Raw genomic sequence first — 14,501 nt, forward strand, 5'->3', positions numbered from 1 at the left:
CCCCTCCTCTCGCCGCCCTTTGTTCCTCGCGGCCACCCTCTTGATCAAAATGCGGAGTCCACCTTGCGTCTGTTCCACACCTCCGACTGGCACCTTGGGCAAAACCTGCACGGCCAGGAGCGCGATTTCGAGCACGCGTGTTTTCTCGAATGGCTGCTGCGCCAGTTGCACTTGGCGCAGCCGGATGTGCTGCTGATCGCCGGCGATATCTTCGATACGGTCAATCCGCCGGTCAAAGCTCAGGAACGCCTCTACGATTTCATCGTCAGCGCACACGAACAGCAGCCGCTGCTGACCATCGTGATGATCGCCGGCAACCATGATTCCGGCTCGCGGATCGAGCTGCCGGCGCCGTTGATGCGGCGTTTGCGTACTCACGCGTTGGGTCGGGTGCTGTGGCTGGATGACGGGCAGCTCGACGCCGAACGTTTGTTGCTGCCGCTGCCGAATGCGCAGGGAGAAATCGCCGCGTGGTGTCTGGCGCTGCCGTTCTTGCGCCCGGCGGAAGTCACTGGCGCGCATTTGGGCGACAACTATCTGCGCGGCATCGGTCAGGTGCATGAATGGCTGATCGCGGCGGCGGATGCCAAGCGCCAGCCCGGTCAGGCATTGATCGCTATCAGCCACGCGCACATGGCCGGGGGTTCGGTGTCGGAGGATTCCGAGCGCAGCCTGATCATCGGCAATGCCGAAGCCCTGCCCGCCAGCCTGTTCGGCGAAAGCATCAGCTATGTCGCCCTCGGCCATTTGCACAAGCCGCAGAAGGTCAACGGTGAGGAGCGCATCCGCTACAGCGGTTCGCCGATTCCGCTGTCGTTCTCCGAAATCGGTTATCAGCATCAGATTCTCGATGTGGTCCTAGACGGTGAAACTCTGGTCAGCGTCGAGCCGAAACTGATCCCGCGCTCGGTCAATCTGCAGCGCATCGGCCCGGCGCCGCTGGCCGAGATTCTGCTGCAACTGGCCGACCTGCCGAACATCGATCTGCTCGCCGAAACCCAGCGCCAGCCCTGGCTCGAAGTGCGCGTGCGCCTGGATGAGCCGCAACCGGATCTGCGCCATCAAGTGGAAACCGCACTGCAAGGCAAAGCCGTGCGTCTGGTGCGCATCGCCGCTGAATACGCCGGCAATCGCGGCGCCGATGGCAGCGATGAAAGCAACACGCTGATCGAACTCGACCAGCTCACCCCGCAGGAACTGTTCAGCCGCGCCTGGCTCGACAATTACGGCAACGAGGTCGACGAGCAGACGCTCAAGGACTTCGCCGAACTGCTGCAGGACGTGCAACTGGAGGGCGAGCAGCCATGAAAATTCTCGCCATTCGTTTGAAGAACCTCGCCTCGCTGGCCGGGCCGTTCGAGATCGATTTCACCGCTGAACCGCTGGCCAGCGCCGGCCTGTTCGCAATCACCGGCCCGACCGGCGCTGGCAAAAGCACGTTGCTCGATGCATTGTGCCTGGCGCTGTTTGGCGCTGTACCGCGCCTGAACAACACCGGCCGCGATGCCAAAGTCCCGGATGCTGACGGTGAAATCGCCACTGGCGACCCGCGCACCTTGCTGCGACGCGGCACCGGTGAAGGCTATGCCGAAGTGGATTTTGTCGGCGTCGATGGCCGCCGCTATCGCGCGCGCTGGGAAGCCAATCGTGCTCGCGAGAAGGCTGGCGGCAAGCTCCAGGCCAGTCGGCAGAGCCTGCGCGACATCGATCAGGATCAACTGCTCGCCAGCCAGAAAGGCGAATACAAAACCCAGCTGGAAGCCGCGCTGGGCCTGAACTATGAACAGTTCACTCGCGCTGTGCTGCTGGCGCAGAGTGAGTTCAGTGCGTTCCTCAAGGCTGACGACAACGACCGCAGTGAACTGCTGGAAAAACTCACCGACACCGCGCTCTACACCCGCCTAGGCCGTCGCGCCTTCGACAAGACCAAAGAAGCCCGCGAAGCACACAAGCTGTTGCAGGATCAGGCCACCGGTGTGACGCCGCTGGCACCGGAAGCCCGCGCCGAACTCGACGAGCGTTTCAACACCGCGCAGCAACAGATGAAGGCGCAACAGGCGCAGCTCAAACAACTTGAGCAACAACACAGTTGGCTGAAGGATTTGCGTCAGTTGCAGGACGCGCAAAAAGCCGCCAGCGAACAACTGCAAACCGCGCAAAAGCAGTGGCAGGCACTGGCCGGCGAGCGGGTGAAACTGGCGCGTCTGGAACAGCTTGGCCCGCAACGTCATCAGTTCGCGCGCAAGGCTGAGCTCGATGCGCTGCTGACGCCACTGGCGACGCAGATTGCCGCGCACACCCAACAACACGCGACGCTGGGCGAACGCCAGACGCAACTTGCGCAAAACCTCGACGCAGCGAAAGTCGCCCTGAGCGAAGCGCAACAACGCCAGAGCGAAAACGCGCCGTTGCTGCGCCAGGCGTTTGAAGAGCAAAGCACCCTCGCCCGCCTGATCAAGGACACCGCCAGCAGCGCCGAAGCCCGGCAAGCGGCCGAGCAAGCGTTCAAGGATGGCCAGAGCACGATTCAGGCTTTGCAGGAAAAACAGGCTGAGGTCGCCGAGCGTTTGCAACGCATCGCCACCGAGCTTGAGCAGAGTGCCCATCTGGCGCCGTTGAGCGATGCCTGGAGCGCCTATCGCGATCGTCTGCAACAGCTGATGCTGATCGGCAACCGCTTGAACAAGGGCCAGAGCGAACTGGCGTCCCTCGAACAGAACGCCGCGCGCAGTGCTGAGCAACTGGCCTCGCACAAACAGCAACTGGAAGTGCTGTTCAAAGAGGCTGGCGCAGAGCCGGACGCAGTCGCCGAACAGATCGGCCTGCTCGGCACCTTGCTGCAGGACAACCGCAAACAGCTGCGCGCAGTCGAAGACCTGGCGCGCTTGTGGGCGTCTCAGCAGGATCTCGACAAGCGCAGCGCCGAGTTGCAACAACGTCAGCTCGACGCGCAGCAGCAACGCGAACGCCTGACCCAAGACGGGGTGAAAACCAAGGCCGAACTGACCGTCGCCGAGCAGACCCTCAGCGTCACTCGCGAACTGCTCGAGCGGCAGCGGCTGGCGCGCAGTGCCAGTGTCGAAGAGTTGCGCGCGCAGTTGCAGGACGATCAGCCCTGCCCGGTCTGCGGCAGCAACGAGCATCCCTATCACCAGCCCGAAGCACTGTTGCAAAGCCTTGGCCGTCACGATGAAAGCGAACAGGCCAACGCCCAGCAAGTGGTCGATCAGCTCAAGGAAAAACTGATCGAGCTGCGCGGCGAAGTCGGTGGCGTGATCGCGCAACAGAAAGAGCTGCTGCAACAACAGGAACAACTCGCCGCCCAGCAACAAGCCCTCGCGCCAAGTCTTGACGCGCATCCGCTGGCCGCGCAGCTGTTCAACCAGGACGCTGACAAACGCGACGCCTGGCTCAGCCGCCAGACCGAGCAATTGAACCAGAGCATCACTCAGGACGAACAACGCCAGAGCGCCCTGCTCACCTTGCAACAGGACGCGGCGCGCTTGTCGCAGCAATTGCGTCAGGCTGAAGCGGCGCATCAGCAAGCGGCGCAACAGCTGAGCCATCAGCAGCATGAACTCAACAGCGATCGTCAGCGCCTGGAAGAAGAACTTGCCGCGTTCGGCCCGCTGCTGCCCGCTGACACGCTTGAAGCCTTGCGCCTGGAGCCGGCGGCAACGTTCATGCAGCTGGACCGGCAGATCGCCGAGCGTCTGGCTCAGCTTGAACAGCAAAAGGAAGAACTGGGCGAACAGCAGCAACGCCAGCAAACTTTGGAGAAAGAACAGGATCGCCAGCAGCTGCGCACTCAGCAGCTGCACAGTGCCGAGCAGCAATTCGCGGCGTTGACCGAGCAGCAGCAAAGCTGTCAGGAAAAACTGGCGCAACTGATCGGCGAACACAGCAGCGCCGAACACTGGCAGCAACAGCTGGAACACTCGGTGGAACAGGCGCGCACCGCCGAAACCAGTACGGCTGAAGAGCTGCAAAGCGTGCGCACGCAACTGGTGCAGATCGCCGCTGAGCTCAAGGCCCAACAGGAACGCCTGCAAGCACTGCAAGCTGAAGACCAGGCACTCGCCGGCAAGATCGCCGATTGGCGCGCCAGCCATCCGGAACTGGATGACGGCGGCCTCGAAGACTTGCTGCGCTTCGACGACGCGCAAGTCGCCACGCTGCGCCAGACCCTTCAGCACAACGAAAAAGCCATCGAACAGGCCCAGGTCCTGTTGCAGGAGCGCGATCAGCGTCTGCTCGATCACCAGACCCGGCAGGACGGCAATCTTGACGCCGAACAGCTGGACAGCGCCCTCGCCGAGCTGCAAAAGCAGTTCGCCGTCAGCGAGCAGCAGTGCGCCGAACTGCGCGCCGAACAGGTTGAAGACCAGCGCCGGCAGAACGCCAATCAGGCGCTGGCCCAGCAGATCGCCGACGCCTATGCCGAGTACCAGCGCTGGGCGCGGCTCAGTGCCTTGATCGGCTCGGCCACCGGCGACACCTTCCGCAAGATCGCCCAGGCCTACAACCTCGACCTGCTGGTGCATCACGCCAACGCGCAGCTGCGCCAACTGGTCAAACGCTATCGCCTCAAACGCGGCGGCAGCATGCTCGGTCTGCTGGTGATGGACACGGAAATGGGCGACGAACTGCGCTCGGTGCATTCGTTGTCGGGCGGCGAGACGTTCCTCGTATCGCTCGCCCTTGCGCTGGGTCTGGCCTCGATGGCGTCGAGCACGCTGAAAATCGAATCGCTGTTTATCGATGAAGGCTTCGGCAGCCTCGATCCGGAATCCTTGCAACTGGCGATGGACGCCCTCGATGGCTTGCAGGCGCAGGGACGCAAGGTGGCGGTGATTTCCCACGTGCAGGAGATGCATGAGCGGATTCCGGTGCAGATTCAGGTGCGGCGTCAGGGCAATGGTCTGAGTACGCTGGAGGTGAAATGAACACACTGTATTCGTTCCGCCGCTGCCCCTACGCGATGCGTGCGCGAATGGCCCTGCGTTATGCGGGCGTGCCGGTGGAGATCGTTGAGGTCAGCCTCAAGAACAAACCGGCGCAGATGCTCGCGCTCTCGCCCAAGGGCACCGTGCCGGTGCTGAATGCCGATGGCGTGGTGATTGATGAAAGTCTGCAGATCATGCGCTGGGCATTGGCGCAGAATGATCCGGATGATTGGTTGCTGGCCGGCGACTCGTTCGCAGCGCTGTGGATGGAAAAACTTATTGAGGGTAATGATCAGATTTTCAAATCGGCATTGAATCGCTACAAGTACGCCGAGCGCTACCCCGAGCAGCCGATGGAAGCTTATCGAGCTGAAGGTGCGTTGTTTCTGCACAGGCTGGATGAGCTACTTGAAGGCCGCGATTATTTGCTCGCCGATCACCCAAGCCTCGCCGACATCGCCCTGCTGCCCTTCGTCCGACAGTTCGTTCATGTTGATCGCGAGTGGTTTGCGCAGACCCCTTATGTGCGCTTACAAGCCTGGTTGCAGCGCTTGCTCGAATCCGAGCTGTTCACCTCGATCATGAAAAAATAACCCTCTCTCCCTCTTGATCGTTCCCACGCTCCGCGTGGGAATGCAGCCGGGGACGCTCTGCGTCCCATTGGAACGCGGAGCGTCCCTTGAGGCATTCCCACGCAGAGCGTGGGAACGATCTTCGTCAGGCCAGGGCGTTACACATGCCCAGCGCCATGCAATCCACTTCAAACGGCCCGAGAAAATCCACCGCGACCTTGACCGGTGGATTGCCGGCCATCAGCCCCAGCGTGTTGGCGCGTTCAATGTTGTGCGCGATGTTGTGGTTGGCCTCTATGGCCCGGGCCAAACCGCCCACCGAGCCCTGGCCAAACCCCAACAGTGAGGCGCCGTTGGTCATCAGCGCGAGGCTGGCGATGACCCAGAGTCTGTAGCCTTTCATGCGCCACCGACTCCTGCGAGTTCGGCCCTGTCGACCATCGCGCTTTGCGAGCGCAATTCGAACTGGATGCCAGGATGGGCGACGTCGATTGGGGCGTCGAAGCTGTGTTCCATTTGCGCGCCGATGCTGACGAACAGCACCACGGCCAGGTACAGACCGATGGCCAGGTAGGCGCCGCGTTTGGCGGAAGTGAGGATTGCGCTGGCCATGGTGTTCTCCGTGGGCAAAGGTTTCGATGGCCACAGAATCAATCAAAAAAGCCGGAGCAACCACTCAGGGTTTGCAATGATGAATATCAGCTTCGTTGATTATTTACCTGCTCTATTCCCTCGCTTGAAGAAACCTATGACCAAATGCCACGCATACGTGTAGGAGCTGCCGAAGGCTGCGATCTTTTGATTTTGCTTATGAAAAACAAGATCAAAAGATCGCAGCCTTCGGCAGCTCCTACAGGAGAACGGTGCGCTCAGGCTTGGGTTTTGTGATCCAGCGCAGCGTAGAAGTTGGCGCTTTGTTGCAGGTATTTCTGGGTGTAGCTCTGGGTGTGGGATTTTTTGCTGGCGATTTCGACGTTGGCACCGGCTGGCAATACCACGGTGGCAGAAATGGCGGAAGCGGCGATGACGGAGAAGAGATTGAAGTTCATGGCGGTAACCCTCGTGTTCGTTTGCTTGGTTTGCCCGGTCGGGCTGTGAAACAAACGTAACGCTCGAGGGTTGCTCGCTTGAAATCTTTTGTAGCATTAGCCGTTATCAGTGCAATTAATACAACGATGCAGGCCCCGCAGACCGGGGCCTGTGGCTTATTGTCGCACCAGGAATTTCAGATCGCTTGGCGCGTCGATCAGCAGTTTTTGCACGGTTTTGCCCAGCAGACCGGTCTTGGCATCGCGCTCGACGACGACAATCTGGTTGCTCTTCTGGTTGGCAATCAAGACGAATTTACCGCTCGGATCGAGGGCAAACTCGCGCGGGTGATCACCTTCGACCGAGCGCTTTTGCAGCTCTTTGAGCTGACCGGTCGCCGGATCAATGCCGAACACTACGAGCTGATTGGCCGTGCCGCGATTGCTCACGTAGAGAAACTTGCCATCAGCCGAGGCATGCAGCGCCGCGCCGGCCTTGTCCGAGGTTGGCTGGCCCGCTGCCAGATCGACCAGTTGCGTCTGGGTCAGCACGCCGTCCTTGTAGTCGAACACCGCAACCTGCGCGCTCATCTCCATGGTCAGCCAGGCGTGTTTGCCGTCGGCGCTGAACAGCAGATGACGCGGGCCACTGCCGGCCGGCAGCGCTACCGAGGCGGTTTTCGCCGGGGTCAGCGGCAAGTGCGGGTTGGCCTTCGGGTCGTACTGATAGATGAAAACCTTGTCCGCGCCCAAATCATTGGAGAACACGTAGCGACCGTCCGGTGAGGACACAGTCGAATGCACGTGGTTGGAAGCCTGGCGCTCAGGGTTGACCCGACTGGCCGGGTGGCCGCTCATCTGCACCACCGGTTTCAGCTGGCCGTCGGCATCGACCGGCAATACCGCCAGGGTGCCGCCCGGATCTTCCATCACCGAGTAGTTGCTGACGAACAGGTGTTTGGCATCAGCGCTGAGGCTGGAATGGGTCGGCTCGTTGCCCAGGCTCTGCACTTGATTGATCAGGCTCAGCGCACGGGTTTTCGGGTCGATGACGAAGCTGCTGACGCGGCCGACCGGGTCAGTCTGGCCCGGGCCGTTTTCGTTGACCACGAACAAACGCTTCTGGTCTTTCGAGAGGGTCAGCCACGAAGGGTTTTCGGTCTTGACCACTTGCAGCGGCTTGGCGTCGATCTGGCCGGTGGCGCTGTCGAACTGCATGCGGTAGATGCCCTGGCTGGAACCGGCAGTGTAGGAACCGACCAGCAACTGCAAGGTGTCGGCAGAGGCACTGGAAAGCCCCATCGCGCCGACGCTGCCGGCCATCAGCAAAGGCCAGAAGTTACGCATTTTCATTATTGTCATCCTCATCGTCGCTGCTGCTGACTACGTCGCCGAGGCACACCAGACGATGCTCGCCCGTGGTCTTGGTGTCGCTGGCGTAACCGACGATCAGCCAGCTCTGCAGCGTCTCATCGAACGTCGCCGCCGCAACCTGCGCCGGGGTGAATTCCCAGTGCTTGGCTTCACGGCCATCGATGCATTCGATGTGCAGGTTATCGACCTCGTCGAGGGCGAATTCGAAGGCGTGCAGGCCGTCGATTTCGACCATACCGCAGTGTTCGAGGGCGTTGAGAAGGGTTTGGGCAGTCATGGCAAACAGTCTTTCTAGGGGGGAAAGGGCCAATGATAGCCCAATGTGATCCAGAGGCCCCTGCTGGAACCTCTGTGGGAGCGAGCCTGCTCGCGAAGACGGTGTGCCAGCTAACAAATAACTGGCTGATATTCCGCGTTCGCGAGCAGGCTCGCTCCCACAGGGGACATCGGCTTGGCTTTAGATCGCCTCACGCGATGGCTTGCCATCCACCAGACGCTGAATCCGCAGCGGGTTGGCGTTTTTCAGTGGTTCGGGCAGCAAGCTGTCCGGGTAGTTCTGGAAGCACACCGGGCGCAGGAAGCGGTCGATCGCCAGCGTGCCCACTGACGTGCCGCGCGCATCGGACGTCGCCGGGTACGGCCCGCCGTGCACCATCGAATCGCACACTTCGACACCGGTCGGATAACCGTTGAGCAGGATGCGCCCGACCTTCTGTTCCAGCAGCGACGTCAGTTCGGCGAATTGCTCGAAGTCAGACGGCTCACCGATGATCGTCGCGGTCAATTGACCGTGCAGGCCGTGCAGCGCTGCGCTCAGTTGTGCCTGATCGGCCACTTCGACGATCACTGTGGTCGGACCGAACACTTCTTCCTGCAGCACTTCATCGCCGTTGATCAACAGGCTGACATCAGCCTTGAACAACTGCGGCTGCGCCTGATTGCCCTGCTGCGGATTACCGGCCAGATGCTCGATGCCGCTGTGCGCGAGGAGTTTTTCCAGGCCTTTGCCATAGCTGCCGAGGGTGCCGGCGTTGAGCATGGTTTGCGCCGGTTGATCACCGATTGCAGCGGCGACTTGTTGGACAAACGCGCTGAACTGCGGCGAGCGAATACCGATGACCAGACCCGGGTTGGTGCAGAACTGACCGCAACCCTGAACCACCGAAGCGGTCAGATCGCGGGCGACGGTTTCCGAGCGCGTGGCCAGTGCCTCCGGCAGCACGATGACCGGGTTGATGCTCGACATCTCGGCGAACACCGGGATCGGTTGCGGACGTGCGGCAGCCATGTCGCACAAGGCGCGACCGCCCTTCAGCGAACCGGTGAAACCAACGGCCTGAATTGCCGGATGCTTGACCAGCCATTCACCGACGCCGCCACCGTAGATCATGTTGAACACGCCAGCGGGCATACCGGTTTTTTCTGCGGCACGAATGATCGCGTCGGCGACCAGTTCAGCGGTGGCCATGTGGCCGCTGTGGGCCTTGAATACCACCGGGCAACCGGCGGCCAGTGCTGCTGCGGTGTCGCCACCAGCGGTGGAGAACGCCAGCGGGAAGTTGCTCGCGCCGAACACCGCGACCGGGCCGAGGCCGATGCGGTACTGACGCAGGTCCGGACGTGGCAGCGGCTGGCGATCCGGCAGTGCCAGATCGATCCGTGCGCCGTAGAAATCACCGCGACGCAGGACTTTGGCGAACAGACGCATCTGCCCGCTGGTGCGACCACGCTCGCCCTGAATGCGACCAGCCGGCAGCGCGGTTTCGCGGCAGACCACGGCGACGAAATCGTCGCCAAGCGCATCCAGCTCATCCGCGACTGCGTCGAGGAACTGCGCGCGACGTTCGGCGCTGAGGCTGCGATAGGTCGGGTAAGCCGCAGCGGCGGCCTTCGCGGCGGCGTCGACTTCTTCGGCCGTGGCCTGAATGAAATCGTGCGGCAGGGCTTCGCCAGTGCTGGCGTCGACCGAGTGCAGTTTGACGCTGCCGGCGGCGCTGCGCTGACCGCCGATGTAGTTGTGACCGAGAATCTGAGTCATGGGATCTCCTTAAAGGGTGCCGATGCTGTCCGGTTCAAAAGCCGCTTCGACCGGTGCGATGCCGTTGACCAGCGGAGCGCCGAAGTCGCCCTGGCTGATCTCGAACGTGTCGCCCGGCTGGGTGCGGATGCCGTCGGCAAACGACAGGGTCGCAGTGCCGAAAAAGTGAATGTGCACGTCGCCCGGACGCAGGAACTGACTGTACTTGAAGTGGTGGTATTCGAGGTTCGCCAGGCTGTGGCACATGTTGGCCTCGCCGCTGAGGAACTCGTTCTGCCAGAGCACTTCGCCGTCACGCAGGATTCGGCTGGTGCCGGCAAGGTGTTGAGGCAATTCACCGGTACGAAGTTCCGGGCCATAACTGCAACTGCGCAATTTCGAGTGTGCGAGGTACAGGTAATTCTTGCGTTCCATGACGTGGTCGGAGAACTCGTTACCGACGGCGAAACCGAGGCGATACGGCTTGCCATCGTTGCCGATGACATACAGGCCGGCCATCTCCGGCTCTTCGCCGGCGTCTTCGGCGAACGGCGGCAGCGGGAACGGCTGCCCCGGACGCACGACAATGCTGCCGTCGCCCTTGTAGAACCACTCTGGTTGCACGCCGGCCTGCCCCGCCGCTGGTTTACCGCCCTCCACGCCCCATTTGAAAATGCGCATGGTGTCGGTCATCGCCGCTTCATCGCCGGCCTGCTGGTGCATCTTGTCGCGGGCCGAAGCGCTGCCCAGGTGCGTCAGACCAGTACCGCTGACCAGCATGTGTGCCGGGTCCGGGTGATCCAGTGGCGGCAGGATGCGCAGGTCTTTGAGCAACTGCGCGTAGTCGTGGCTGGCACCGAGGCCGAGGCTTTGCACTTGCTGCTCAAGGGAGCTGCCGGCCTCGATTGCGGCCAGGGCCAGATCACGGACACTGCGGGCGTCCTCGACTTCGCGGACCTGACCGTTGTCGACCACGCCGACACGGCGCTCGCCGTTGGGTAATTCGAATTGAACCAGATGCATGATTTTCTCCTGTTCCATCAAAAACGCCGCCATCCCCTGTGGGAGCGAGCCTGCTCGCGAAAGCGGTGTACCAGTCACCAGCAGTGTTGAATGTGATGGCCTCTTCGCGAGCAGGCTCGCTCCCACAGGGGCCAGTGTTGGTCAGTCAGGTTCGGGTCGCGCCACGGGCGCTGGCGGCGAACTGGTCGACGGGCAGCACATGCTTGCGTTCCAGAACGCGGTAGACGATGCCGGTCAGAATCAGCCCGAACACCATCACGCCCGAGAGAAAGTACAACCCTGAAGCCAGATTGCCGGTGTATTCCTTCAACGCGCCAATCACGAACGGCCCGATATAACCGCCGAGGTTGCCGACCGAATTGATCAAGGCAATCCCCGCCGCGGCACTCGCGCCAGCAAAGAAGCGCCCCGGCAAGGTCCAGAACACCGCGGTGCACGAGAACAACGCGAACGCCACCAGACACAGTGCCGCCAGTTGCGCCGCCGGCAGCGACAGCCAGGCACTGAGGAACAGGCCCAGCGCACCGAGCACATAAAGCACCGCCAAGTGGCCGTAGCGATCATTCAAACGGTCGGAGCTGCGCGGAATGATCAGCAGGCCGATGATCCCGAAAATGTATGGCACCGAAGAGACGAACCCGGTGACCAGATCGCTGCCGCCGAACTGTTTGATCAAGGTCGGCAGCCACAGGCCCAGACCATAAATGCTCAGGGTCACCGGCAGATAGAACAGCGCCAGCAGCAACACGCGCTTGTCTTTCAGCGCATGCAGCGGATTGCCGTGACGGGTCTGGCCGTACTCCTGCAAGTCCTTTTTCAGTTCGCCGGTCAGCCAGTCTTTTTCCGCCTGATCCATCCACTTCACTTGCTGCGGGCCGTCCGGCAGCCAGCGCAGCACCGGCCAGGTCAGCAGGATTGCCGGGGTGCCGATGACGATGAACAGCCACTGCCAGCCGTGCAGACCAAGGATGCCGTCCATGCCCAGCAAGCCACCGGACACGGGACCAGTGATCATCATTGCAATCGGTTGCGAAAGGATGAACAGGCCGAGGATCTTGCCGCGATGGCGCACCGGGAACCATTGGGTGATGTAGTACAGCACGCCAGGGAAGAAGCCCGCCTCGGCCGCGCCGAGCAGAAAGCGCATCACATAGAAGCTGTGCGGCCCTTGCACGAAGGCCATGCCGATGGTGATCGCGCCCCAGGTGATCATGATTCGTGCGAACCAGCGCCGTGCGCCGAAGCGTTCGAGCATCAGGTTGCTGGGAATTTCCAGAAGAAAGTAGCCAATGAAAAACAGCCCGGCACCGAGGCCGTAGGCGGCATCGCCAATACCGATGTCGGCGCCCATGTGCAGCTTGGCGAAGCCGACGGCGGAGCGATCCACATAGGCGATCAGGTACAGCAGGATCAGGAAGGGAATCAGTTTCAGTGTGATGCGCCGGACAAGCCGCAATTCCTGGCTCATGAGATCGGTCTCCGATTGTTGTTTTTATAGAACCTCGGGGGACGCCTCTCGCCAAAACAGCCAGGGCCATCCCTCCGTCGAAAACGACTATATAGTAATACTAATTACCCAACAACACTTCCAAAGCGCGGATTTTGAGCTTAGATTAAGCGTCAGCTCGCAAACAATAGTCTTACAATAAGAGAATCGATCATGTCTGATAAGAAACCCACCCTGCGCTCCGCCCAATGGTTTGGCACGGCCGACAAGAACGGCTTCATGTACCGCAGCTGGATGAAGAATCAGGGCATCGCCGACCATCAGTTCCACGGCAAGCCGATCATCGGCATCTGCAATACCTGGTCGGAACTGACCCCGTGCAACGCGCACTTCCGCCAGATCGCGGAGCACGTCAAACGCGGGGTGATCGAGGCCGGTGGTTTTCCGGTGGAATTCCCGGTGTTCTCCAATGGCGAATCGAACCTGCGCCCGACTGCCATGCTCACCCGCAACCTGGCGAGCATGGACGTTGAGGAAGCGATTCGCGGCAACCCGATCGACGGCGTGGTGCTGCTGACCGGTTGCGACAAAACCACTCCAGCACTGCTGATGGGCGCGGCCAGTTGCGACGTGCCAGCCATCGTCGTCACCGGCGGGCCGATGCTCAACGGCAAGCACAAGGGCAAGGACATCGGTTCCGGCACCGTGGTCTGGCAGCTCAGCGAACAGGTCAAGGCCGGCACCATCACCATCGATGACTTCCTCGCAGCCGAGGGCGGCATGTCGCGTTCGGCGGGCACCTGCAACACCATGGGCACCGCGTCGACCATGGCGTGCATGGCTGAAGCGCTGGGCACTTCGCTGCCGCACAACGCGGCGATTCCGGCCGTAGATGCGCGGCGTTATGTGCTGGCGCACATGTCCGGCATGCGTGCGGTGGAGATGGTGCGTGAAGACCTGAAACTGTCGAAGATTCTCACCAAGGAAGCCTTCGAAAACGCTATTCGTGTCAACGCTGCCATCGGCGGTTCGACCAACGCCGTGATCCACTTGAAAGCCATCGCCGGGCGCATCGGCGTCGAGCTCGATCTGGACGACTGGACCCGCATCGGTCGCGGCATGCCGACCATCGTCGACCTGCAACCGTCCGGGCGCTTCCTGATGGAAGAGTTCTACTACGCCGGTGGCTTGCCAGCGGTGCTGCGCCGCCTGGGTGAAGCCAATCTGATCCCCAACCCGAATGCACTGACGGTCAACGGCAAATCCATCGGCGAGAACACTAAGGACGCACCGATCTATGGCGAAGACGAAGTGATCCGCACCCTCGACAATCCGATTCGCGCTGACGGCGGCATCTGCGTGTTGCGCGGCAATCTGGCGCCACTGGGCGCGGTGCTCAAGCCGTCCGCCGCTAGCGCTGAACTGATGCAGCATCGCGGTCGCGCGGTGGTGTTCGAGAACTTCGACATGTACAAGGCGCGGATCAACGATCCGGAGCTGGACGTCGATAAGGATTCGATTCTGGTGATGAAAAACTGCGGGCCGAAGGGTTATCCGGGCATGGCTGAAGTCGGCAACATGGGCCTGCCGGCCAAGCTGCTGGCAGAAGGCGTGACCGACATGGTGCGTATTTCCGATGCACGAATGAGCGGTACGGCGTATGGCACAGTGGTTTTGCACGTTGCCCCGGAAGCCGCAGCGGGCGGGCCTTTGGCGGCGGTAAAGGAAGGCGACTGGATCGAGCTCGATTGCGCCAGCGGCCGTTTGCATCTGGACATTCCGGATGCTGAACTGGCCGCGCGTATGGCTGATCTGCAAGCACCGCAGCAGTTGCTGGTGGGCGGTTATCGTCAGCTATACATCGATCACGTGCTGCAGGCGGATCAGGGTTGCGACTTTGACTTCCTCGTCGGTTGCCGAGGCGCTGAGGTTCCGCGTCACTCTCACTAAAAGCGCAATTCCCCGGTGGGAGCGAGCCTGCTCGCGAAGAGGGAGTGTCAGTCGACATCTATTTGACTGATATGCCGCCTTCGCGAGCAGGCTCGCTCCCACAGTTGCTTTTGCGTATCGCCTCAAATCTGTGCCGTGCCTGCT

Annotated in this window: 12 protein-coding genes; 4 read left to right on the plus strand and 8 right to left on the minus strand. The window is 61.4% G+C overall.

Annotation, left to right across the window (positions count from 1 at the left end):
* The first annotated feature begins 63 nt into the window (after nucleotides 1-63).
* Genes PS14A_RS13960 through PS14A_RS13970 form a run of 3 tightly spaced genes read left to right on the plus strand, consistent with a single transcriptional unit; the run spans nucleotide 64 to nucleotide 5,539 of the window.
* Nucleotides 64-1,308, plus strand: coding sequence for an exonuclease SbcCD subunit D C-terminal domain-containing protein (locus PS14A_RS13960; RefSeq protein ID WP_212616513.1), 1,245 nt, complete (start codon nucleotides 64-66; stop codon nucleotides 1,306-1,308).
* Entirely contained in the window at nucleotides 1,305-4,946 is a 3,642-nt protein-coding gene (locus PS14A_RS13965; RefSeq protein ID WP_212616514.1) for an AAA family ATPase, read from the plus strand. Before PS14A_RS13960 ends, PS14A_RS13965 begins: the two co-directional genes overlap by 4 nt.
* Nucleotides 4,943-5,539, plus strand: a complete 597-nt coding sequence (locus tag PS14A_RS13970) for a glutathione S-transferase (protein WP_212616515.1) — start codon at nucleotides 4,943-4,945, stop codon at nucleotides 5,537-5,539. Before PS14A_RS13965 ends, PS14A_RS13970 begins: the two co-directional genes overlap by 4 nt.
* Nucleotides 5,540-5,663: 124 nt before the next feature.
* Here PS14A_RS13970 and PS14A_RS13975 read toward each other — a convergent pair whose 3' ends face one another.
* The 8 genes from PS14A_RS13975 to PS14A_RS14010 form a co-directional block, all read right to left on the minus strand.
* Entirely contained in the window at nucleotides 5,664-5,921 is a 258-nt protein-coding gene (locus PS14A_RS13975; RefSeq protein ID WP_039763921.1) for a hypothetical protein, read from the minus strand.
* Nucleotides 5,918-6,130 (minus strand): hypothetical protein, encoded by a 213-nt coding sequence (locus tag PS14A_RS13980; RefSeq protein ID WP_039763920.1) that lies wholly within the window; start codon nucleotides 6,128-6,130, stop codon nucleotides 5,918-5,920. The genes PS14A_RS13975 and PS14A_RS13980 overlap by 4 nt, the downstream gene beginning before the upstream one ends.
* 257 nt (nucleotides 6,131-6,387) lie before the next feature.
* Complete coding sequence (locus tag PS14A_RS13985) at nucleotides 6,388-6,567, minus strand: hypothetical protein (RefSeq protein WP_016775003.1); 180 nt, start codon at nucleotides 6,565-6,567, stop codon at nucleotides 6,388-6,390.
* A 156-nt stretch (nucleotides 6,568-6,723) separates the two neighbouring features.
* Nucleotides 6,724-7,899 (minus strand): lactonase family protein, encoded by a 1,176-nt coding sequence (locus PS14A_RS13990; protein ID WP_212616516.1) that lies wholly within the window; start codon nucleotides 7,897-7,899, stop codon nucleotides 6,724-6,726.
* The gene (locus tag PS14A_RS13995; RefSeq protein ID WP_212616517.1) at nucleotides 7,886-8,197 is read right to left on the minus strand and encodes a DUF5629 family protein; all 312 of its coding nucleotides are present in this window, start codon (nucleotides 8,195-8,197) and stop codon (nucleotides 7,886-7,888) included. The genes PS14A_RS13990 and PS14A_RS13995 overlap by 14 nt, the downstream gene beginning before the upstream one ends.
* A 180-nt stretch (nucleotides 8,198-8,377) precedes the next feature.
* Nucleotides 8,378-9,958, minus strand: coding sequence for an aldehyde dehydrogenase (NADP(+)) (locus tag PS14A_RS14000; protein WP_212616518.1), 1,581 nt, complete (start codon nucleotides 9,956-9,958; stop codon nucleotides 8,378-8,380).
* 9 nt (nucleotides 9,959-9,967) lie between these two features.
* Nucleotides 9,968-10,960, minus strand: a complete 993-nt coding sequence (araD1, locus tag PS14A_RS14005) for an AraD1 family protein (RefSeq protein ID WP_212616519.1) — start codon at nucleotides 10,958-10,960, stop codon at nucleotides 9,968-9,970.
* Nucleotides 10,961-11,105: 145 nt separating this feature from the next.
* Nucleotides 11,106-12,428, minus strand: a complete 1,323-nt coding sequence (locus tag PS14A_RS14010; protein ID WP_130911257.1) for an MFS transporter — start codon at nucleotides 12,426-12,428, stop codon at nucleotides 11,106-11,108.
* A 192-nt stretch (nucleotides 12,429-12,620) separates the two neighbouring features.
* Here PS14A_RS14010 and PS14A_RS14015 point away from each other — a divergent pair, with 192 nt between their 5' ends.
* Complete coding sequence (locus PS14A_RS14015) at nucleotides 12,621-14,357, plus strand: IlvD/Edd family dehydratase (RefSeq protein WP_212616520.1); 1,737 nt, start codon at nucleotides 12,621-12,623, stop codon at nucleotides 14,355-14,357.
* Nucleotides 14,358-14,501: the final 144 nt, after the last annotated feature.

The organism is Pseudomonas sp. 14A, from assembly GCF_018132745.1.
GTDB classification, from domain to species: Bacteria; Pseudomonadota; Gammaproteobacteria; order Pseudomonadales; family Pseudomonadaceae; genus Aquipseudomonas; species Aquipseudomonas mercuritolerans.

Coding starts and splice junctions, on each gene's coding strand:
- PS14A_RS13965 (WP_212616514.1), top strand. CDS start 1,305: ATGAAAATTCTCGCCATTCGTTTGAAGAACCTCGCCTCGCTGGCCGGG.
- PS14A_RS13970 (WP_212616515.1), top strand. CDS start 4,943: ATGAACACACTGTATTCGTTCCGCCGCTGCCCCTACGCGATGCGTGCG.
- PS14A_RS13975 (WP_039763921.1), bottom strand. CDS start 5,921: ATGAAAGGCTACAGACTCTGGGTCATCGCCAGCCTCGCGCTGATGACC.
- PS14A_RS13980 (WP_039763920.1), bottom strand. CDS start 6,130: ATGGCCAGCGCAATCCTCACTTCCGCCAAACGCGGCGCCTACCTGGCC.
- PS14A_RS13985 (WP_016775003.1), bottom strand. CDS start 6,567: ATGAACTTCAATCTCTTCTCCGTCATCGCCGCTTCCGCCATTTCTGCC.
- PS14A_RS13990 (WP_212616516.1), bottom strand. CDS start 7,899: ATGAAAATGCGTAACTTCTGGCCTTTGCTGATGGCCGGCAGCGTCGGC.
- PS14A_RS13995 (WP_212616517.1), bottom strand. CDS start 8,197: ATGACTGCCCAAACCCTTCTCAACGCCCTCGAACACTGCGGTATGGTC.
- PS14A_RS14000 (WP_212616518.1), bottom strand. CDS start 9,958: ATGACTCAGATTCTCGGTCACAACTACATCGGCGGTCAGCGCAGCGCC.
- araD1 (WP_212616519.1), bottom strand. CDS start 10,960: ATGCATCTGGTTCAATTCGAATTACCCAACGGCGAGCGCCGTGTCGGC.
- PS14A_RS14010 (WP_130911257.1), bottom strand. CDS start 12,428: ATGAGCCAGGAATTGCGGCTTGTCCGGCGCATCACACTGAAACTGATT.
- PS14A_RS14015 (WP_212616520.1), top strand. CDS start 12,621: ATGTCTGATAAGAAACCCACCCTGCGCTCCGCCCAATGGTTTGGCACG.